The organism is Pollutibacter soli (assembly GCA_029269725.1).
GTDB classification, from domain to species: domain Bacteria; phylum Bacteroidota; class Bacteroidia; order Chitinophagales; family Chitinophagaceae; genus Pollutibacter; species Pollutibacter soli.
On the sequence record JARJHS010000002.1, the window covers coordinates 404,596 to 425,460 of the forward strand.

14 protein-coding genes are annotated in these 20,865 nt (G+C 43.2%); 13 read left to right on the forward strand and 1 reads right to left on the reverse strand.

Going from position 1 to position 20,865, the window contains the following annotated elements:
- The first annotated feature begins 1 nt into the window (after position 1).
- From P2W82_RS06270 to tsf, 9 genes are all read left to right on the forward strand, one after another.
- Positions 2-604, forward strand: coding sequence for a hypothetical protein (locus P2W82_RS06270; RefSeq protein WP_336514995.1), 603 nt, complete (start codon positions 2-4; stop codon positions 602-604).
- Positions 591-3,959 carry a VCBS repeat-containing protein gene (locus tag P2W82_RS06275; RefSeq protein WP_336514996.1) on the forward strand — a complete coding sequence of 1,123 codons (3,369 nt, stop codon included), beginning with the start codon at positions 591-593 and terminating at the stop codon, positions 3,957-3,959. Before P2W82_RS06270 ends, P2W82_RS06275 begins: the two co-directional genes overlap by 14 nt.
- Positions 3,960-3,964: 5 nt before the next feature.
- Positions 3,965-4,654, forward strand: a complete 690-nt coding sequence (locus P2W82_RS06280) for a 3-keto-disaccharide hydrolase (RefSeq protein WP_336514997.1) — start codon at positions 3,965-3,967, stop codon at positions 4,652-4,654.
- 29 nt (positions 4,655-4,683) lie between these two features.
- Positions 4,684-6,417, forward strand: coding sequence for a GMC family oxidoreductase (locus P2W82_RS06285; RefSeq protein ID WP_336514998.1), 1,734 nt, complete (start codon positions 4,684-4,686; stop codon positions 6,415-6,417).
- Between the two features lie 62 nt (positions 6,418-6,479).
- On the forward strand, positions 6,480-9,791 hold the full coding sequence (locus P2W82_RS06290) for a VCBS repeat-containing protein (protein WP_336514999.1): 3,312 nt from the start codon (positions 6,480-6,482) through the stop codon (positions 9,789-9,791).
- Between the two features lie 236 nt (positions 9,792-10,027).
- Entirely contained in the window at positions 10,028-10,471 is a 444-nt protein-coding gene (rplM, locus tag P2W82_RS06295; RefSeq protein WP_336515000.1) for a 50S ribosomal protein L13, read from the forward strand.
- Positions 10,472-10,498: 27 nt separating this feature from the next.
- Positions 10,499-10,888, forward strand: a complete 390-nt coding sequence (gene rpsI, locus P2W82_RS06300) for a 30S ribosomal protein S9 (RefSeq protein WP_336515001.1) — start codon at positions 10,499-10,501, stop codon at positions 10,886-10,888.
- Positions 10,889-10,963: 75 nt separating this feature from the next.
- On the forward strand, positions 10,964-11,827 hold the full coding sequence (gene rpsB, locus P2W82_RS06305) for a 30S ribosomal protein S2 (protein ID WP_336515002.1): 864 nt from the start codon (positions 10,964-10,966) through the stop codon (positions 11,825-11,827).
- Between the two features lie 92 nt (positions 11,828-11,919).
- Positions 11,920-12,759: a translation elongation factor Ts gene (gene tsf / locus P2W82_RS06310; RefSeq protein ID WP_336515003.1), complete on the forward strand. Its 840-nt coding sequence runs from the start codon at positions 11,920-11,922 to the stop codon at positions 12,757-12,759.
- Positions 12,760-12,926: 167 nt separating this feature from the next.
- Here the strand turns inward: tsf and P2W82_RS06315 are convergent, their stop codons facing one another.
- Entirely contained in the window at positions 12,927-15,248 is a 2,322-nt protein-coding gene (locus P2W82_RS06315) for a beta-L-arabinofuranosidase domain-containing protein (protein WP_336515435.1), read from the reverse strand.
- Positions 15,249-16,096: 848 nt separating this feature from the next.
- Here P2W82_RS06315 and pyrH point away from each other — a divergent pair.
- From pyrH to P2W82_RS06335, 4 genes are all read left to right on the forward strand, one after another.
- On the forward strand, positions 16,097-16,804 hold the full coding sequence (gene pyrH / locus P2W82_RS06320; RefSeq protein ID WP_336515004.1) for a UMP kinase: 708 nt from the start codon (positions 16,097-16,099) through the stop codon (positions 16,802-16,804).
- Positions 16,805-16,833: 29 nt separating this feature from the next.
- Positions 16,834-17,472: a pyridoxamine 5'-phosphate oxidase gene (gene pdxH, locus P2W82_RS06325; RefSeq protein ID WP_336515005.1), complete on the forward strand. Its 639-nt coding sequence runs from the start codon at positions 16,834-16,836 to the stop codon at positions 17,470-17,472.
- 254 nt (positions 17,473-17,726) lie between these two features.
- A complete protein-coding gene (locus P2W82_RS06330) occupies positions 17,727-18,854 on the forward strand; it encodes a YncE family protein (protein ID WP_336515006.1) in 1,128 nt (375 codons plus the stop codon).
- A gap of 219 nt (positions 18,855-19,073) precedes the next feature.
- Positions 19,074-20,837 (forward strand): L-lactate permease, encoded by a 1,764-nt coding sequence (locus P2W82_RS06335; RefSeq protein ID WP_336515007.1) that lies wholly within the window; start codon positions 19,074-19,076, stop codon positions 20,835-20,837.
- Positions 20,838-20,865: the final 28 nt, after the last annotated feature.

The window sequence follows — 20,865 nt, forward strand, 5'->3', positions numbered from 1 at the left end:
TATGAGATTATTGATCGTAACTCTTGTCGTTTTATTGGTACTGTCTGGCTGTAGTCCAAAGGATCCAAAAGCACAGTACTCAGACCTGGTCAGATCTGAACGTGCGAAAAACATTCGTGTGGATTCTATTTTCTTTGGATATTATTTTGGAATGCCTCGTAAAGAATTTTATGAACATAGCTGGGAATTGAACCGCAAGAAAAAAGTAATGGACGGAGTGAATAATATTTTCATTGTGTATGGTTTACGGGAAAATCAGTTAAAAGAACCGGGATCGATGAATTTTTTTCCTGAGTTTCACCAGGAAAGAATCTTCAAAATGCGTGCTGAGTTTGCTTATGATGCCTGGGCTCCATGGAATAAGAAAATGTATGCTGATAGTTTACTGCCGGATGTTGTTGACTATTTTGAAACCTGGTTTCCGGGAGGAAATCCTTTCCTGGAAATAACTGACAGCGTAAAAGGAACGATCTACGTAAAAGTGGATGGTAACAGGAGAATCGTTATTGGAAGGTATGATGAGCGTATTGTGAAGGCGGATTTCACGGATTTGACTGTTGAAGATGAAATTTTAAAAGCCAGCAGGAAAAATGAAGCGAACTGAATTTTTTGATTTTAATTGTTTGATGAAAGTTTGCGCAGTTGCAGGTGTGCTTCTTTTCTTCCTGTATGGATGTTCAAATCCAAAATTACAGGAAGAAGAGCCACCAATCGCATCCAATACCCTTTTCCAGAAGCTGGATAACAACTCAACCAATATCAGATTTGAAAACAAACTTACTTATGATGATCAGTTCAACATATTCACTTATCGTAATTATTACAACGGAGGTGGGGTTGCAATAGGGGACATCAACAACGACGGACTTGCTGATGTTTTTTTCACTGCCAATATGTTGCCCAACAAGCTTTATTTAAACAAAGGAAATTTTCAATTTGAAGATATCACCGATAAGGCAGGCATTGTAAAAAAAGGGAAGTGGTCCACTGGGGTAAGCATGGCTGATGTTAATGGAGATGGATTTATCGATATATATGTTTGTAACAGTGGTGATGTAAAAGGCGATAATAAAGAGAATGAACTTTTCATCAATAATGGCAACAATACATTTACAGAACGCGGGGAAGAGTTTGGATTAAATTCAATAGGATTCTCTACGCACGCTGCATTTTTTGATTTTGATAAAGATGGTGATCTGGATATGTTTCTCCTCAACAATTCATTTAAAGCCATCGGAAGTTTTGATTTAAAAATGAATGAACGCCAGAAGCGTGATTCTCTTGGAGGCCATAAGTTTTTCCGGAACGACAACAATCATTTTACCGACATCAGTGAACAGGCCGGTATTTATGGAAGTGTGATCGGATTTGGATTGGGTATTACTGTTGGCGATGTTAACAATGATGGCTGGCAGGATATGTACGTGTCGAATGATTTTTTTGAGAGAGATTATCTCTACATCAATAATAAAAACGGAACATTCAAAGAGGTTCTGGAAGATGAAATGCAAAGCATCAGCAATGCTTCGATGGGTGCAGATATGGCTGATATCAACAATGATCGTTATCCTGAAATTTTTGTAACAGAGATGTTACCGCAGGATGAGGGCAGGATCAAGATGAATACCACGTTTGAAAACTGGGATAAATATCAGTTGAATCTTCGCTTTGGTTATTATCACCAGTTTACAAGAAATATGTTGCAGCTGAATAACCGTAATGGAACATTCAGTGATATTGCGCGCTATGCTGGGGTTCATGCAACGGACTGGAGCTGGGGTGCATTGATTACCGATCTTGACAATGACGGACTAAAAGATATTTTCGTGTCTAATGGCATCTACCAGGATCTCACGAATGAAGACTTCATTCAGTATATCTCGAACAAAGAAGTGATGGTATCGATTGTGAAAGACGCTGGTAAGAAAAGTTATAAGAAGCTGATCGACCTTATGCCATCGAATGCGTTATCGAACTATGCGTTTCGGAACAATGGTGACCTTACGTTTACCAATGAGGCAGCGGGTTGGGGTTTGGGAACACCGGGCTTTAGTAATGGCAGTGCTTATGGAGACCTGGATAATGACGGGGACCTGGACCTGGTGGTAAACAATGTGAACATGCCTTGCTTTGTGTACCGTAACCGTAGCCGTGATTTGCATAGGGAGCTGCACTATCTGAAGGTGTCCTTTGAAGGCGAAGGGAAAAATCGTTATGGTATTGGCAGTAAGGTGACGGTGTATGGGGAAGGAAAACAGTTTTACCAGGAGCAGATGCCGATGCGCGGGTTCCAGAGTACGGTGGATGCGCGGCTGAACTTTGGATTGGGTAAGACAGGGAAGATCGATTCAGTAAAAGTGGAGTGGAATAGCGGTAAAGTGCAGACGCTGACGACGGTAGCGATGGATACATTGCTGGTGTTAAAAGAGAAAGATGCAACAGCCGCCTCAGCAGTACCCCCGGCACCGGTGAAGACTCTGTTCACCGCCGCGGCTGACAATAACGGGATCGATTTTGTACATAAGGAGAATGAGTTTGTGGACTTCAACCGTGATAAACTGATTTTTCGTATGCTGAGTACGGAAGGTCCGAGAATGGCGACAGGTGATGTCAATGGTGATGGCAGAGAGGATCTGTACATCTGCGGAGCCCGTGGCCAGGCAGGCGCACTGTATATGCAACAGGCGGGCGGCAGTTATAAAAGAACTAACGAAGCCATACTGGAAGCAGATAAAGAGAGTGAAGACACAGATGCGTTGTTTTTTGATGCCGACGGTGATGGCGACCAGGATCTGTTTGTGTGCAGCGGTGGCAATGAGTTTTCTCCGAACTCGACACAGCTGATCAGCCGCTTGTACATCAATGAAGGAAAAGGGAAGCTGAAAAAATCCCCGCAACTGCTTCCTTCTGCAACCTTATTTGAGAGCGCGAGTTGTGTAGCAGCAGCTGATTATGACGGTGATGGCGACCAGGATCTGTTTGTGGGTGTGAGATTAAAACCCTTTGCTTACGGTTATCCGTGCAAAGGTTATGTACTGAACAACGATGGCAGAGGTAAGTTCACCGATGTAACGGAGAAAGTGTGTGCCCCGCTGCTGACAGCAGGTATGGTGACGGATGCCAGGTGGTTCGACTATGATGGAGACACCAGAAAGGACCTGGTGGTGGTGGGAGAATACATGCCGGTGCGTGTGTTCCGCAACGAGGGCGGCAAGACGTTGAAGGAAGTGACGGATGCAGCGGGCCTGAGGAACAGTAACGGCTGGTGGAATCGTGTGGAGGTATCGGATGTGAACGGTGACGGGAGAGAGGACCTGGTGCTGGCCAATCATGGAGAGAACAGCCGGTTTAGATGTTCAGAGAACAAACCGGTGAAGATGTACGTGAGTGATTTTGACAAGAACGGCAGTGTGGAACAGGTGGTAACGTGCTATAATGGAGATTCCAGTTACCCGATGGCCCTAAGACATGACCTGGTGAACGTGCTGCCTTACCTGAAGAAGAAATACCTGAAGTACGAGGCGTACCAGCGTCAGCAGGTGAAGGATATATTTACAGAGGATCAGTTGAAGGAAGCGTTGGAGCTGACAGCCTATGAAATGAGAAGTTGTGTGATGCTGAGTGATGGTAGGGGAGGATACAGTAAACAGCCCTTACCAGCGGAGGCACAACTGAGTGTGATGTACGGGATAGAGGTGATGGACTATGATGGAGATGGAAAGAAAGACATCCTGATGGGAGGAAATTTTTACGAGAGCAAACCGGAGACAGGGATCTATGATGGGAGCTATGGTGTGTTGCTGAAGGGCGACGGTAAAGGAAACTTCCGGTCAGTGGATGCAGACACCAGCGGCATCAGTATCAGAGGGGCAGTGAGAGATATAAAAGTCCTGAACAAAGGAAAAAATCGAAGGATCATTTTTGCATTGAATAATGCAGCGCCATATTTTCTAAAATAAGAAACATGAGATTAATTTTTCTTTTTGTTTGTACGTGTTTTAGTCTTCAGATTTCTGCTCAATCGCAAATCGATCCGAAGAAGCTGAAGTTTAAACCGATGTTCAATGGAAAAAATTTCAAGGGCTGGTACAGTTACCTTCCAACAAAGGGAAAGAATGCTGATCCGGATTCTGTATTCAATATAAAGGATGGATTGATACATATTACCGGAAAAGAGTTTGGATACATTGCAACAGAAAAAAGTTATAGTAACTTCTATATGCGTCTGGAATTCAGATGGGGTACAAAAAAATGGCCGCCACGCGACGCAGATACAACCAGAAGGGATAATGGCATCCTGTTTTATGTTCCGGTTGATGCAAAAGATGAAGTCTGGCAGAAGTCGATTGAATGCCAGATACAGGAGGGAGATGTGGGGGATTTCTGGATGATAGATAGTGCAACAATTGAATTTGATGGAGCGCGTACGATACCGAAAGACTATCAGCGCGCACAGAAAAAGAAAGATGGAGAAAAGCCCACCGGAGAATGGAATACTGTCGAGATTATCTCCAATCGCGGTAACATCATTTATATTGTAAATGGAGTAAAAGTGAATGAAGGAACCAACCCTTCAATAAACAGCGGGAGAATAATTATTCAATCTGAAGGTGCCGAAATTTTTTACAGGAAAGTGGAGATTGCACAGCTATAAGCAGGACGGGTAACCGAAAAAATTATTTTATGCCACAGGACACAGCAAAAGTAAATATCAATACCAACCAGAACAATAACTACGATGCTATTGTTATCGGCTCAGGTATCAGTGGGGGATGGGCGGCGAAGGAGCTCACAGAAAAGGGACTTAAAACCATTATGCTCGAACGTGGCCGTCCTTTTGAGCATTTGAAAGATTATAAATCCGCTTCAAAAAATCCCTGGGAGTTCACGCACAGAGGAAGAGCAACTGCGCAGTATAAAAAAGATAATCCGAACATTTCGCGTGACTGGGCGATGTATGGCACAGCAGCGCAGGAAGCGATTGCAGACTATTGGGTAAATGAAAAAGAATGTCCATATATCGAAGTGCAACCCTTTGCCTGGTGGCGCAGTTACCAGATGGGTGGCCGTTCTATCTTATGGGGCCGTCAGTCTTATCGTTTAAGTGATATGGATTTTGAAGCGAATGTAAAAGATGGGATTGCAGTGGACTGGCCTATACGTTACCGTGAGATGGCTCCCTGGTACGATTATGTTGAAAAATTTGCAGGTATCAGCGGCTCACGCGAAGGACTTTCGCATTTGCCTGATGGTCATTTTCTTCCGCCTATGCAATTGAACTGCGTTGAAAAAGAAATTGCAGACCGGATAAAGAAAGCTTATAAGGAACAGCGGCATATGTTCATTGGAAGAGTAGCGAATCTTACGGCTGCCATACCGGGCAGAACTCAATGTCAGTTCCGTAATCGCTGCTGGGAGGGGTGTCCCTTCGGCGGATATTTCAGCACACAATCATCTACCTTACCTGCAGCAACCGCAACAGGAAATCTTACGGTAAGACCTTATTCGATTGTTACTAAAATCATTTTTGATAAGAACAGCAAGAAAGCTACAGGAGTTGAAGTACTCGACGCAGAGAATAATAAAACGTATGTATATAATGCGAAAGTTGTTTTTCTGAATGCATCTGCACTGAACAGTGCATGGATATTGATGAATTCAGCGACAGACATTTGGCCCGATGGATTGGGTAGCAGCAGTGGTGAATTGGGTCATAACGTGATGGATCATCATTATATGCTTGGTGCACAGGGAACATTTGAAGAGTTTGAGGATAAGTATTACTACGGCCGACGTGCCAATGGATTTTATATTCCTCGTTTTGCAAATATGCCCGGAGATAAACAAAGGAATTTTATTCGGGGTTATGGTTACCAGGGAAGCGCAAGTCGTGAAGGATGGAGCAGGGAAATTGCGGAGTTAAATATCGGCGCAGAGTTTAAAGAAGCATTGACCGAGCCAGGTGCATGGCAAATTGGTGCCACAGGATTTGGTGAAGTGTTACCTTATCACGAAAACGTAATTCGCCTGGATAAAAATGTAAAAGATAAATGGGGACTTCCGGTACTTGCAATGGATGCAGGACTGAAAGAGAACGAATTGAATATGCGTAAAGACATTGTTGCGGAACTGGTCGCCATGTTTGAGTCAGCAGGTGTAAAGGAAATAACCACCTGGGATAAAAATTATGCGCTCGGTCAAGGCATCCACGAAATGGGAACAGCAAGAATGGGTAAAGATCAAAAAACATCTGTACTCAATGCACATAACCAGGTCTGGGATTGCAAAAATGTATTCGTTACTGATGGAGCCTGTATGACGTCAAGTGCATGTCAGAATCCTTCTCTCACCTATATGGCTTTGACAGCAAGAGCTGCAGATTTTGCGTACAGTGAATTGAAAAAAGGAAATATCTGACACGCTCTTCATTCAAAATACCTGGCATCTCTCTGCTTTGCCGGAAATATTTTTTTCCTGCAGTGATCGCTATATTCATTGGTATCAGCTGCACCGACAAACCATCGGCCGATACATTGTTTACATCGATACCCTCCACCAGTTCAGGAATTTATTTCAGAAACAATGTAACGGATACAGACAGTCTGAATATTCTCGACTATCTCTATTATTATAATGGAGCAGGTTTAGCAGCCGGGGATATAAATAACGATGGTCTTGTTGATCTGTATTTTGTCAGTAATCTTGAACCGAATAAACTTTATCTCAACAAAGGCAATCTCGAGTTTGAAGATATCACTGCGAAAGCAGGCGTTGCGGGAAGCGGGGAATGGAACACGGGTGTGAACATGACTGATGTAAACGGTGATGGCTACCTGGATATTTATCTTTCAACAGTTGGTGCAAAACTGATTTCCAATGGAAAAACAATCCGCGGAAAAAATCAATTGTTCGTCAATAATGGCGATATGACCTTTTCAGAAAAGGCAGCTGAGTATGGTCTAGATTATGAAGGATATTCGACACAGGTTGTATTCTTTGATTATGATAAGGATGGTGATCCGGATATGTTTCTGCTGAACCACTCGGTTCACTCCAATGAAAATTATGGAGACAGCTCCATTAGAAGCAAGCTCAGCGCGGAAAGTGGCGATAAACTTTTCCGTAATGATAATGGTCATTTTTTTGATGTCACATCAGGCAGTGGAATCATCAGCAGTTCTATCGGGTATGGACTTGGTGTTGCAGTTTGTGATTTTAATCATGACGGATGGGATGATATCTATGTTTCGAATGATTTTCATGAAAATGATTATTACTATCTGAATAATGGTAACGGCACTTTTTCGGAAAACATTCGTGGAAGTTTTGGACATACGAGCCGCTTCAGCATGGGTAATGATGTTGCTGATATGAATAATGACGGATGGCCCGACCTGATTACGACGGACATGTTGCCAGAAGGAGAGAAAGAACTGAAATCTTCTAATGGGGATGATGGACTTGATATTTATACTCTCAAATACAAATACGGTTACTATCATCAATATGCGAGAAATGCGTTTCAACTGAATGTAGCTCGTGGGGAATATTTTAGTGATATTGGTTTGCTCTCGGGTATTGCGGCAACTGACTGGACATGGGCTCCGCTCGCAGCGGATTACAACAATGACGGTCACAAGGATTTGTTTTTCAGTAATGGCATTCTTCGACGTTTAACAGATCTGGATTATATACGTTTTTATGCTGATGCTAATCTTGGAAACAGCCTGAAGAATTCCAGGAAGCTCGACAAATCCGTAATAGATATGCTACCCCCCGGAGAGGCGCAGAATTATATGTTCAGTGGAAGCGACAGCCTGCTATTTACCAATCAATCGGACGCCTGGGGCTTTGAAGGAAAAAATATTTCAACAGGATCGGTGTTTGCCGATCTCGATAATGATGGTGACCTGGAGATTGTCACAAACAATATCAACAGTGAGGCGCTGTTGTATAAAAACATGTCAAGGGAAAAGTCAGGGAACAATTACCTATCAATTCACCTTCAATCTGACAGCTCTGCTCCTTTTGCTGATGGTACAAAACTATATCTGAAAATCAAAGACAGTATCCAGTATCAACAACTGTATCCTGCAAGAGGTTTCATGAGTTCTTCAGAACCGGTACTGCATTTCGGTTTGAACAAACATGAATTTATTGATACCATCCTCGTCATCTGGCCAGATGGAACCAAGGATAGTTTATTCCAGGTAAAGGCCAATCAAAGATTATTAATCAGGAAAAGGAAAGTTGAAATTACTCCGGCACTTAAGAAAAAAACGGTTGGCGGTGATGATTTTGCTGCAAGGACAACATCAGTGTTTGCAGATATCACCGCAGAGATACAACTGAACTACCGTCATCGCGAAAATGATTTTATTGATTTTGTGAGGCAGCCACTTATCCCACATATGCAATCGCTTCGTGGGCCTAAACTCGCTGTTGCAGATGTAAATAAGGACGGGCTTGATGATTTTTATGTTTGCGGTGCAAAAAACCAGCCAGGTGAATTGTTCCTGCAAACAAAAGGAGGAAAATTCATTTCTTCCAATGAGCAATTATTCATTGGCGATGCTTCTTGTGAAGATGTTGATGCTGTTTTTGCTGATGTAGATAACGATGGCGATCCCGATCTTTATGTAGTCAGTGGTGGTGGCGAATATGGAAAAGGTTCTTCCGAATTAAATGATCGGTTATACCTCAACGATGGTAAGGGAAATTTTGTGAAATCGGCTGCCATTCCCGGCATCAGAACAAATAAGAACTGTATTGCAGCTGCCGATATTGATGCGGATGGTGATATCGATTTTTTTGTTGGCGCTGGCGCTGATGAAAAAAGTTATGGACTCGTGGGCAATTCGTTTTTGCTGATCAATGATGGTCACGGAAAATTCTATGTTTCGGATTCTGCAAACAATCGGGAACTTAAATCTCCGGGTATCATTACTACAGCATTGTTTGCTGACATGGACAAGGATGGTGACCCGGATCTTTTACTTGCCGGCGAATGGATGTCCCCGGTAATATTTGAAAATACCCAGGGAAGGTTTTCATTAAATCATAATAAACTAAAAATTCCCGAGGTTCCGGGATGGTGGCAGACACTTGCTGTAAGTGACATTAATGGAGATGGATTCCCGGATATTCTCGCGGGGAACTATGGCAGAAATTCGAAACTCACAGCTGACCCGGATCGTGCATTACTGATGTATATGATTGATTATGATAACAATGGCGTAACTGAACAGCTCATTGCATACAGGAAGGGTGACACCTATTATACATTCCTTGGAAAGGATGAGCTTGAACACCAGATTCCTTCCATCAAGAAGAAGTATTTAAAATATGGGGATTTTGCCGGGAAGAATATCCGCGAAATATTTGGGGATCATCTCGATAATGCAAAAATTCTTCGGGTAACATCGCTTTCTTCAACAGCATTTCTAAATGATTCAAAAGGAAATTTTTCATCCATCTCTTTCCCTTTGCTGATGCAAACCGCTCCGGTTTTTGCGATACTTCCCGGTGATTTCAACCGTGATGGAAAAATGGATCTGATTGCCGCCGGCAATTTTGGTGGGGTGCTTCCATTCGAGGGCAGATACGATGCATTATTGCCGTCATTTTGTGAGGGAGATGGAACAGGTAATTTTTCCCGAAAGCTACCGATCGAAAAGCAGATGGTGATCCGCGGTGAAATAAGGGACATAAAACAGATCCGTCTTGCAGGTGGAAAAAACGGCCTGATCTTCGCCCGGAACAACGATTCACTCGTATTTTTAGCCTGGTAACCAGCAGGAATGCCCGCCGGAACTGAATTTGAGCAGTGCTTGAAAATATTTGTTCAAAATTATTATTGAAAATCAATTCATTACAAAGGTGCACTCAAAAATAGTGTACCCATTTTTTGGATTGTAGTCATGTATTCTCCTACCTTTGCGCTCCCTAATTAAATCTGGGTTCATTGCCGGGATGGCGGTGATGAAATATTTTAAAAACACGGGCGCAGGCCTGTAAAACAAAAAGTATGAGTAAACTTCATTTTACCACAAAGCATGCGAATGCAGCTTCCGTACAGCGTAAATGGTACGTTGTTGACGGGACCAATCAAACTGTGGGGCGTGTATGTAGCCGTATTGCGGCTATTCTGAAAGGCAAGAACAAAGCCTACTACACACCTCATGTGGATTGCGGAGACTATATCATTTTTCTCAATGCCGATAAAGTAAAATTTACCGGTAACAAGCTGGAAGAGAAGGAATATCAACACGTGACTGGTTATCCTGGCGGTCAGAAGATCGAGATTGCAAAAGACCTGATCAAACGTCGTCCTGAGCTGATTATCGAACGTGCGATCAAAGGCATGTTGCCGAAAAATCGCCTCGGCAGGCAGATGTATAAAAAGCTGTTTGTTTATGCAGGTGCCGAGCATCCGCATGGCGCGCAGAAACCAGCTGAACTGAAATTCTGATTAAAAACTATTCCAAAAAAAAGATAAATGGAAAAACAAAAAAACGCGGTTGGCCGTCGTAAAGAAGCTGTTACCAGGGTTTTCCTGAGTAAAGGCGATGGTAAAATCACCGTGAACGACCTGGATTATAAAGTTTATTTTCCTCAGGTATACCTGCAAAACCAGTTGGAACTTCCTTTTGCTGCTATTGATGGCAATGGAAAATTCGACATCCAGATCAATGCTGCTGGTGGTGGGAAAAAAGGCCAGGCAGAAGCTGCTAAACTGGGTATTGCCCGTGCTTTGATCACGCTGAATGCTGAATGGCGCCCGGCGTTGAAAGCAGCAGGCTTGCTTCATCGCGATTCAAGAGTTGTGGAGAGAAAGAAATTTGGTAAGAAGAAAGCCAGAAGAAGCTACCAGTTCAGTAAACGTTAAGGAATATTTTCTTCCTGCGGATTACTGCAGCGATGGAAAAGCAATTTTTAAAACCATATTTATACAAATCATACAATGGAAAATAACACTTCATTACAACAGCAGTTATTAGAAGCCGGTGTTCATTTCGGGCACCTGCGTAAGAAGTGGAATCCCAAGATGCTGCCTTACATCTATGCTGAGAAAAAAGGCATACACATCATCGATCTTAATAAAACAGTAGAATGCCTGCAGGAAACTGCAGCAGCCCTGAAAAGCATCGCTAAAAGCGGTAAGAAGATCATGTTTGTGGGAACAAAAAAGCAGGCGAAAGAAATCATCACTGAATGTGCTCAGCGCATCAATATGCCTTTTGTTACTGAACGTTGGTTAGGTGGTATGCTTACCAACTTCAACACAGTAAGAAAAAGTGTGAAGAAAATGCAGAGCATCGAAAAAATGCTTGGTGATGGCAGCTTCGACAATATCACTAAAAAAGAACGCCTTCAGCTGAGCCGTGATAAAGAGAAGATGGAAAAGGTTCTGGGTGGTATCGCACAACTGGGACGCGTACCTGCTGCTTTGTTTATCATCGATATCGGTCATGAGCACATCGCCCTGGCTGAAGCAAAACGCCTGGGTATCGCAACTTTCGGTATGGTGGATACCAACTGTGATCCCAACAAGGTTGACTTCCCTGTACCTGCCAATGATGATGCAACAAAATCAATTGCTATCATCGCAAACTATATCACTGCAGCAATTGCTGAAGGATTGGCTGAGCGCCAGGTTGAAAAATCTGAAGAGTCAGAAACTGAAGAAGACACATCAGAAAAATCACCACGTTTCGCTCTTGAAGAAGACGAAGATAAAGGTGGTAACAGGAGAGGAAAACCACAGCCTAAACGCCGTGTTCCTGGTCCTGGTGCCGGTGGTCGCAAGCCAGCACAAAAAAGATAATTCTGATTTCGTTTTCGGGCTTGTTGCCTGATTGATTAAACAAATAAAAAAAGCGCCCTGCAGGGTTAGCTTTTGCAGGGCCGGAGAAAAATATGAGTACTGTAACAATTACCGCTGCTGATATAAATAAGCTTCGTCAGATGACTGGCGCTGGCATGATGGATTGCCGTAAAGCTCTTACGGAAACCAATGGTGATTTTGAAGCTGCTATCGACTGGCTGCGTAAAAAAGGACAGAAAGTTGCCGCATTGCGCAATGATCGTGAAGCAAAAGAAGGTGTGGTATTGGCAAAAACAACTGCCGATAACAAAACGGGTATTGCTCTTTGCCTGAGCTGCGAAACGGATTTTGTAAGCAAAAACGCTGACTTCGTAGCTTTCGCCCAGAGCATCATTGATGCTGCGATTGGTGCAAATGTGAAGACTGTAGATGAATTGAATAGTGCATCAATCAACGGTGCAAAAATTGCAGACCTGGTGAATGATAAACTGGCGAGTATCGGTGAGAAAATCGCTGTTTCAAAATTCGAAAGAATCGATGCTGATTACGTTGCTTCTTATATCCATGGCGCAAATCGTATGGGCGTGCTGGTTGGGTTGAACAGACCTGCAGCTGAAGCCGGAAAAGATATCGCTATGCAGATCGCTGCAATGAATCCTGTAGCTGTTGATCCTGCTGCTGTTCCTGCTGATGTTGTATCACGTGAAAAAGCTATCGTTACTGAGCAGATCAAAGCTGATCCTAAAATGGCGGGCAAACCTGAAGAGATGATCAACAAGATCGCTGAAGGTAAACTGAACGCATATTTCAAAGAAAGCACATTGCTTGCACAGGCTTATGTGAAAGATAACGGTGTGACTGTTGGAGATTATATCAAATCTGTTGACAAGGATCTTAAAGTAATCGGCTTCAAACGTATAGCATTAGGTTAATTTCAAAATCTAATTAAGATATGGGTCCCGGATTTTTCCGGGACCTTTTTTTTAAATGATGAATTTCGAATTGCGAAGGCCTAATTGAATTTAGAATTTGTGATATTGATTAAGAGCGATGCCCGTCTTTTATGAATTTCCGGAAAGCAAATAATCGTACCAGCTATCTAAAAGAGTTGAATTCTTTTGTTGGCAAGATCCTCTTTCCCATCATTGCTTATCATTCGTACATCATAAATTTCCGCAACACGGGAATTATTCCTTGCCTGAAACTTTACGGTAATTGATTTGTCAACCAGCACACCTCTGGCAAACGGAATGGATTGGATGATCAAACCACTTCCTTTCTTACCATCAAACCTTCCATGATCCACAGTTGCAGCTAGACGACCGTTCAGAAAAATATCATACACAGCCTTCTCATCCTTGCCCGCATCAACAACAAAAATCAATTGCTCTCCCGTTTTTACGCGTTGCAGTTCGTACATGAAGTAACCACCATCATTTGCACTTCTCGACTTTTTTACTCCATTATCTGTTTTTGATGAAGAAATGAATTCAAGTTTATGTGCCTTCTCGCTTTCGGTATCACCAGGAATTACCCGATCAACCGTCATGGCAGAAATACTTTTCATAAATGTATTTTCATCTTCCAGATTCTTTTTATATCCGCTATAGGCAGCATCATTTTCAAAATGCCGGAAATAAACTGCATACCTGCTGTAATGAATAGTGTTGAAAGGAACCAATTCAAGATTCTTGTCGGAAACAGATTGAAACAAAGCAACGCTGCCGGGTTTCCTGGTGATGCCTTTAGTGATGTTGTCGTAGTTGCCGGCAAATGTTGGCGCATCAGACAAGGGAATTATTTTTCTCGCAACAACATCACGTGCATTTCTGAAATCATTTGCATTTAAACCTTGATTATCCATTTTCGCAGCAAGTACTATTGGGCCGTATAAAACAGAAATATATTCGTTACCCCCTGGTATACTTTCTATGCTGATTTTTCCAGGAAGACCTACTATGATTTCGTCGCCATTTTTCCAAACCCGCTCAATCGCAACATAACCATCCGGTGACGCTTTAATGCTTATTTTTTTGCCATTTACCTTGATATCAGGTATTGCTGATTTTAACCATTTAGGCTGCCTGATTTTTAAGTTGAATTTTACTGGCTGCTCTGTTGTTATAACGATGGTAGATGATTCAATATCAGGAAAAGAAGTTTTCTGTGTGATCCTGACTTTTTTATCCTTCCAGTTTAATTCCGAAGGCAGAAAGAGATTTACATACAACGAAGATTCATCGTAAGCAAAAATCATCTGGCCAAATTTCGAAGGGCTTTCCATTCCCGTTCCGGTACAACACCAGAACGAATGATACTTTGTACCGTAAACTTTATAGTGGCCTGGTCGCATTGAAGTATAGTACACACACATCGCACTATCCGGATCATAGTTGGAGAGAATATGATTGAATAACACTTTCTCGTAGTAATCAATTTTTTCAGGCTCTGCATAATCTTTATAAAGCACTTCCGTAAGTCTCAACATGTTCACTGAATTGCATGATTCAGGTCCACCGATCAATGGAAGCCTTTCAGTAAATTCACTGGTGGTAAAAAAATGTTCGCCAGTACTATTACCGCCAATCGACCAGGTGTGTTTTGAAACCACGGTGCTCCAGAAAAATCTTGCAGCGTCTGTATATTTCTGATCACTGGTATATTGATATATGTTTTCAAATCCGGTGAACTTTGGAATCTGAGTATTTGCATGCCAACCATTAAGCACGTCCTTTCCTTGTGAAAGCGGCACCCACATGTCTTCATCATTCAGCATATTTGCCCATTGCAGATATTTTTTATCACCGGATAATTTATACGCATCGATGTAGGATTCGTTGATTGAGCCATGCTCGCATACCAGAAGTTCCTGTATCTGATCATGCGTAAGTTTATTCAATACACTGTCTCCAAACCAATCGGCCATCTTTAAAAAAATAGCTCCTGCTTTTGGAATTCCACACCTGGTATAAACACTGTTTAAACCCAGCATGATTTTATTCATAATGTACACAGGTTCCCATGTGTCATTAATCAGTGGATTGGATGTCTTAAAATTTCCTTCCACCACATCCTGGAAAACATGTCGGCCATTAATCGTCGCGAGAAGGTATCCGTCTTTTCCAGCTTTCTGACATTCTTCAAGTTCTGATAATGTATAGTTTAGTTTTTCGATAATTTTCTCATCGCCGGTACTCTGGTACATCATCGCCATTGATGATAAATAAAATCCCATGATGTGTCCGGCCAGCGGACCTTTTCCCCAGACATCTTCTGATTCCCAGAAAGGATATGGCTGCGCTTTCGGGATAAGGCCTGCTTCTCTTCGGAACCAGGATGCAATCCTGTCTTGATCAAGCGAAAGCAGGTATTCGTGATTGAGGTCCATAATATTTTTAAAAGCCCCCCCGGTAATACGCACATCTGCCAATGAGAAAAGGTGAATTTTTTCTGCTTGTTTTCGGGTGACGATCGAAGTGTCTTCAGGGTGAGCGTGTGCAGAAACACAAATCGGGAAAGCAAAATGAAAAATAATATTGAAGCAATTCGATTCGGCATATGCAATTCTTGATGGTTAAGATGAATTGAATTTAGCTTTTTTAGATCACAGTTTAGTGGTTGACAGTTCACAGTTTCGGACAGCCGGCGATTGCGATTGAATTTTTCTGTTCCCGCAGATGCTCGCTGATCTGATACACGCAGATTCACGCAGAACAGCTCACGGCTGAGTGGTTGACAGTTCACAGTTTCGGACAGCCGGCGATTGCGATTGAATTTTTCTGTTCCCGCAGATGCTCGCTGATCTGATACACGCAGATTCACGCAGAACAGCTCACGGTTGAGTGTTTGACAGTTCACAGTTTCGGACAGCCGGCGATTGCGATTGAATTTATTTGTTCCCGCAGATGCTCGCTGATCTGATACACGCAGATTCACGCAGAACAGCTCACGGTTGAGTGGTTGACAGTTCACAGTTTCGGACAGCCGGCGATAGCGATTGAATTTTTCTGTTCCCGCAGATGCTCGCTGATCTGATACACGCAGATTCACGCAGAACAGCTCACGGTTGAGTAGTTGACAGTACAGTTTCGGACAGCCGGCGATTGCGATTGAAATTTTTCTGTTCCCGCAGATGCTCGCTGATCTGATACACGCAGATTCACGCAGAACAGTTCACCTGTAACCTAACACTTTCAACCTTCCACTTCCCACTTTCAACTACTTCGTCCTTCACTTCGTACTTCATCCTTCCTTTTGTATCTTCGCGCCATGCCAGTTTTCAAACGTGTTCTTCTGAAGCTTTCCGGTGAGTCATTAATGGGGCAAAATAGTTTCGGACTTGATCCTTCAGTTATCAGTAAGTATGCCCAGGAAATTAAAACAATCGTTGACCTTGGTGTGGAAGTTGCCGTTGTAATCGGTGGCGGAAATATTTACAGGGGCATGAACGAATCTGAAACGGGAATAGAGCGTGCTCATGGTGATTACATGGGTATGCTTGCCACCGTAATCAATGGAATGGCCATGCAGGCGATGCTGGAAAAACTGGGAGTATATACCCGTTTGCAGAGCGCCATCAAAATGGAACAGGTGGCAGAGCCATATATTCGCAGACGTGCGATCAGGCACCTGGAAAAACATCGTGTTGTGATCTTCGGCGCAGGAACAGGCAACCCCTATTTTACCACTGACACAGCAGGTTCACTGCGTGCCGTCGAAATCAACGCGGATGTGATTCTGAAGGGAACACGTGTTGACGGCATTTATACTGCGGATCCCGAAAAAGATCCTACTGCCACAAAATACGAGACCATAACATACAAAGAATGCCTGGAGAAAAATCTCCGCGTTATGGATCTCACCGCTTTCACCCTTTGTATGGAAAACAATATTCCCATCATTGTTTTTGATATGAATAAAAACGAAAACCTGAAAAGGGTAGTGATGGGCGAGAAAGTGGGAACGCTTGTGAAATAAGTCGCCGGTTTATTCAAATACTTTTTCTCATGAGCATCGCTGATATTCGCAAGGAATATAAAATGGCAAGTTTGTCGGAAGACCAGGTTGATCCTTCTCCGATAATTCAGTTTGACAAGTGGTGGAGAGAAGCTGTTGCTGCAAAAATAGATGAAGTAAATGCCATGACGCTGGCTACTGTTGCTGCTGATGGCCGGCCTTCTGCACGGATTGTTTTACTGAAAGAATATACCGGTCAAGGGTTTGTGTTTTTCACGAATTATTTTAGCCGTAAAGGAACTGAGATCAGCGGGAACGCTGTAGTTGCATTGCTTTTTTTCTGGAAAGAACTGGAAAGGCAGGTTCGGATAGAAGGTTCTGTGAAGTTGGTAAGCACTGAAGAAAGTGATGAATATTTTGCATCAAGGCCGAAAGAAAGTAAACTCGGAGCATGGGCTTCACCTCAGAGTAAAATAATTGAAAGTCGGGAGCAACTTGAAATGCAATTCAACCAGGCGAAAGAAAAATTTAAGGAAGTTGAAATTCCCCGCCCACCTCATTGGGGAGGTTACCGGGTAGTTCCCGATAAGATAGAATTCTGGCAAGGCCGGCCCGGCAGACTGCATGACCGGATTCTGTATACTGCTGATATTGACGCTTCCTGGAATATCAACAGACTAAGTCCATAGATAAACTTTCCTAAGCAGAATTTTACTAATTTAAATCTGACCAGGAAATCACTGTACGTGGTTTTCTTTTGCTGATAGTTATTGAGGCCGTCAAAATTGTTCAACCAGATAATTGCTATTTTGGTGGAAATGAAGATGGGTGGCCGAAGTATCCAAAAGGCCCGGTCCCTGGAATTGATTTCGATCCTGACTTTATCACAAAACGCCAACTGATGAAGTGCTGACGTTTTCCTTCAATTCATAAACTGCTGATTATGCTACACCGGATATTTTTGCCGCACCGAACTGCCTTTTTGCTGATGCTGATGTTCATATACCTACCAACTGGCGGTGACGCATATGCGCAAAGTCAGAAAACAAAGCGATACCTGTATGTCGCTACTCCGGGCATTCGCGACTACCTGGGTTATGGTGGTCATGGGATACTTGTTTTTGATATGGACAATCATCACCGGTTCGTACGCAGGATTGCTACACAGGGATTTCATCCGGACGGGACGCCATCGAATGTGAAGGGCATCGCGGTTTCCCTTGCGTTAAATAGTGTGTATATCACCACGATAGAGGGATTGCAGCGAATCGATCTGGCAAATGACAAAATTGTCTGGGAGAAAAAAGTGGAAGGCGGTTGTGATCGCCTGGCGATTTCTCCCGATGGTATGACCATGTACCTGCCCTCGATGGAAAAAGACTTCTGGAATGTGGTCGATTGTAAAACGGGTGATATTATTAAAAAAATCACTGTTGTAAAACGAGCGCACAATACTGTTTACAGCCTGTCCGGAAAAGCCGTGTACATGGCAGATATCGCTTCTCCGCTGCTGCATGTTGCAGATCCATCCACACACGAAATTGTAAAACGCGTCGGCCCCTTTAGCAATTTCATCCGGCCATTTACTGTCAACGGAAAAGAGACAACGGTATTTGTAACAGTTGACAGCCTGCTTGGATTTGAAGTCGGAGATCTTGACAAAAACCAGGTATTGGGTCGGGTCATAGTCCAGGGTTGGAATAAAGGTCCTGTAAGAAGACATGGTAATCCAAGTCATGGAATCGCGCTAACGCCTGATGAAAAGGAAATCTGGCTGGCCGATGGATATAATATGCGGATGCATGTGTTTTCAGCTGAAAAGCCATGGCAACAACTCACTACAATTCCGCTGCAGGATATGCCTGGCTGGATAATGTTTAGTCTCGACGGTAAATATGCGTATCCATCAAGCGGAGAAGTCATTGATACTCGAACAAGAAAGATCCTTCTTCAACTGCAGGATGAGCAATTCAATAATGTAGCCAGTGAGAAGATGATTGAAATTCATTTACAAGACGGCAAAGCCATACGAGCGGGAGATCAGTTTGGTCTCGGCAGAAAAATGAATTAGGGTTTGTATATTCAGGTGAGTGGCCTGGGAATGTAGTCTGAAATTCGGACATTAATTTATCATGTCCTAAATGGTCGTGGTCTCTTTTCAGAAAGCTGTTTTTTTTTTATTCTGCATTTCTACAAGTCCCACCTCTTCAATGAACAACAACGATGACGAAAAACGCCGGCTGTTATCACCTGATCAGGAAGCCCTGACTATCTTTTAACCAGGTTTGGTATGAAGTATACACAGATTACAGATCCGTTTGGAAATCTTGTTTTATCCGCACTGGTGGCATCGTTGCCCATCATATTTATCTTCTGGGCATTGATCATAAAAAAGATGAAAGGGTACAAGGCCAGTTTGCTGACAGCCATAGTTGCTCTTGCAGTTTCAATTTTCGCATATGGCATGCCGATAGGTACAGCTCTTTTATCTGCTTTGTACGGGGCTATGTATGGGTTTTTCCCGATCTGCTGGATTATCATTGGCGCTGTTTTTTTATTTAATATGACGGTAAGAAGCGGACAGTTTGAAGTGATCAGGTCTTTTATGGCTTCGGTTACGCCTGACCGACGGTTGCAGGCCATACTTATTGCATTTTCATTCGGCGCTTTCCTCGAAGGGGCTACCGGTTTCGGCGCTCCTATCGCTATCAGTGCCGCTATGCTCGTTGGCCTGGGATTTCAACCGATATACGCAGCTGGAATTTGCCTGATTGCAAATACGGCACCCGTGGCATTTGGTGCTATCGGAACGCCAATTATCGCGGCTGCGAAAGTGAGCGATATTCCTGCCATGGCGATATCGCAATTGGTAGGAAGGACATTACCTGTGCTGTCGATCGTGGTTCCACTATACCTGGTGGTATTGATGACCGGCTTTAAACGTTCGGTTGAGGTGATGCCAGCCATCCTGGTTTCGGGAATCACGTTTGCAGTTTTTCAATGGTACTCATCAAATTACCTGGGCCCGATGTTGCCGGATGTGGTGGCAGGGCTTGCATCCATCATTGCAATGCTGCTTTTACTGAAATGCTGGAAACCCCAAACCTGTTGGCGGTTTAATGAAGAGCCGCCGCAAACAATTGATATGTCACGCAAATACACTAACCTTGAAATATTCAGAGCATGGTCGCCATTTATTGTAATGACAATAATAGTAATCGCCTGGGGCTTACCTTCTGTAAAAGATGCATTAAATTCAATTGGCCATGTCAAATTTCATTTACCCGGAATGGAGAATTCGATAATACAAGCGAATGGATCGGTTTTGCCCATTAAACCTTTCGAACTGAACTTCCTCTCTACCCCCGGTAGCGGCTTGTTGCTGGCCGGATTGATTTCTCTGCCATTGCTCGGCCTGAGCTTTAAAAGTGGCCTGCGTATCTATCTCGAAACGCTCAGCCAACTCAGATTTCCTCTGATAACTATTTCATCGGTTGTAGCATTCGCATTTATCGCCAATAATAGCGGTATGTCAATTACAATGGCCATGGCTTTAGCTGCCACTGGATTTATGTTTCCTTTCTTTTCACCGATACTCGGATGGCTCGGTGTTTTTCTTACTGGATCGGACACTTCATCCAATGCGTTGTTCTGCAAACTTCAGTATAATTCAGCTGAAGTAATCGGAGTTGACCCCTTGGTAACAGTAAGCGCAAATGCATCGGGCGGAGTGACCGGTAAAATGATTTCACCGCAATCCATCGCTATCGGATCCGCTGCAGTCGGCCTTATCGGCAAGGAAGCCAATCTTTTCAGATTTACGGTCAAACACAGCTTTATCATGTTGTTTGTCATTTGCGTGCTTACCGTGCTCCAGGCCTATGTTTTTAAATGGATCGTTCCGGACTATTCAACATCTGAAGCTGTTCAGACAGTATCTCCCGGTTCTGCCTGGACAGGTTACTTGATACTTGCAGGAATGGTCGTCTTACTTTCGGTAGTGTCAGCAATTCTTATTTCTCAGAACGGAAAAGTAAAAAGTGTGAAACAGTAACGACTACAGCATGTCGGATTATTCCAAT

Bases quoted from the DNA above. Each gene is read 5' to 3' on its own strand.
- P2W82_RS06270 (WP_336514995.1), top strand. From the start codon at position 2: ATGAGATTATTGATCGTAACTCTTGTCGTTTTATTGGTACTGTCTGGC.
- P2W82_RS06275 (WP_336514996.1), top strand. From the start codon at position 591: ATGAAGCGAACTGAATTTTTTGATTTTAATTGTTTGATGAAAGTTTGC.
- P2W82_RS06280 (WP_336514997.1), top strand. From the start codon at position 3,965: ATGAGATTAATTTTTCTTTTTGTTTGTACGTGTTTTAGTCTTCAGATT.
- P2W82_RS06285 (WP_336514998.1), top strand. From the start codon at position 4,684: ATGCCACAGGACACAGCAAAAGTAAATATCAATACCAACCAGAACAAT.
- rplM (WP_336515000.1), top strand. From the start codon at position 10,028: ATGAGTAAACTTCATTTTACCACAAAGCATGCGAATGCAGCTTCCGTA.
- rpsI (WP_336515001.1), top strand. From the start codon at position 10,499: ATGGAAAAACAAAAAAACGCGGTTGGCCGTCGTAAAGAAGCTGTTACC.
- rpsB (WP_336515002.1), top strand. From the start codon at position 10,964: ATGGAAAATAACACTTCATTACAACAGCAGTTATTAGAAGCCGGTGTT.
- tsf (WP_336515003.1), top strand. From the start codon at position 11,920: ATGAGTACTGTAACAATTACCGCTGCTGATATAAATAAGCTTCGTCAG.
- pyrH (WP_336515004.1), top strand. From the start codon at position 16,097: ATGCCAGTTTTCAAACGTGTTCTTCTGAAGCTTTCCGGTGAGTCATTA.
- pdxH (WP_336515005.1), top strand. From the start codon at position 16,834: ATGAGCATCGCTGATATTCGCAAGGAATATAAAATGGCAAGTTTGTCG.
- P2W82_RS06330 (WP_336515006.1), top strand. From the start codon at position 17,727: ATGCTACACCGGATATTTTTGCCGCACCGAACTGCCTTTTTGCTGATG.
- P2W82_RS06335 (WP_336515007.1), top strand. From the start codon at position 19,074: ATGAAGTATACACAGATTACAGATCCGTTTGGAAATCTTGTTTTATCC.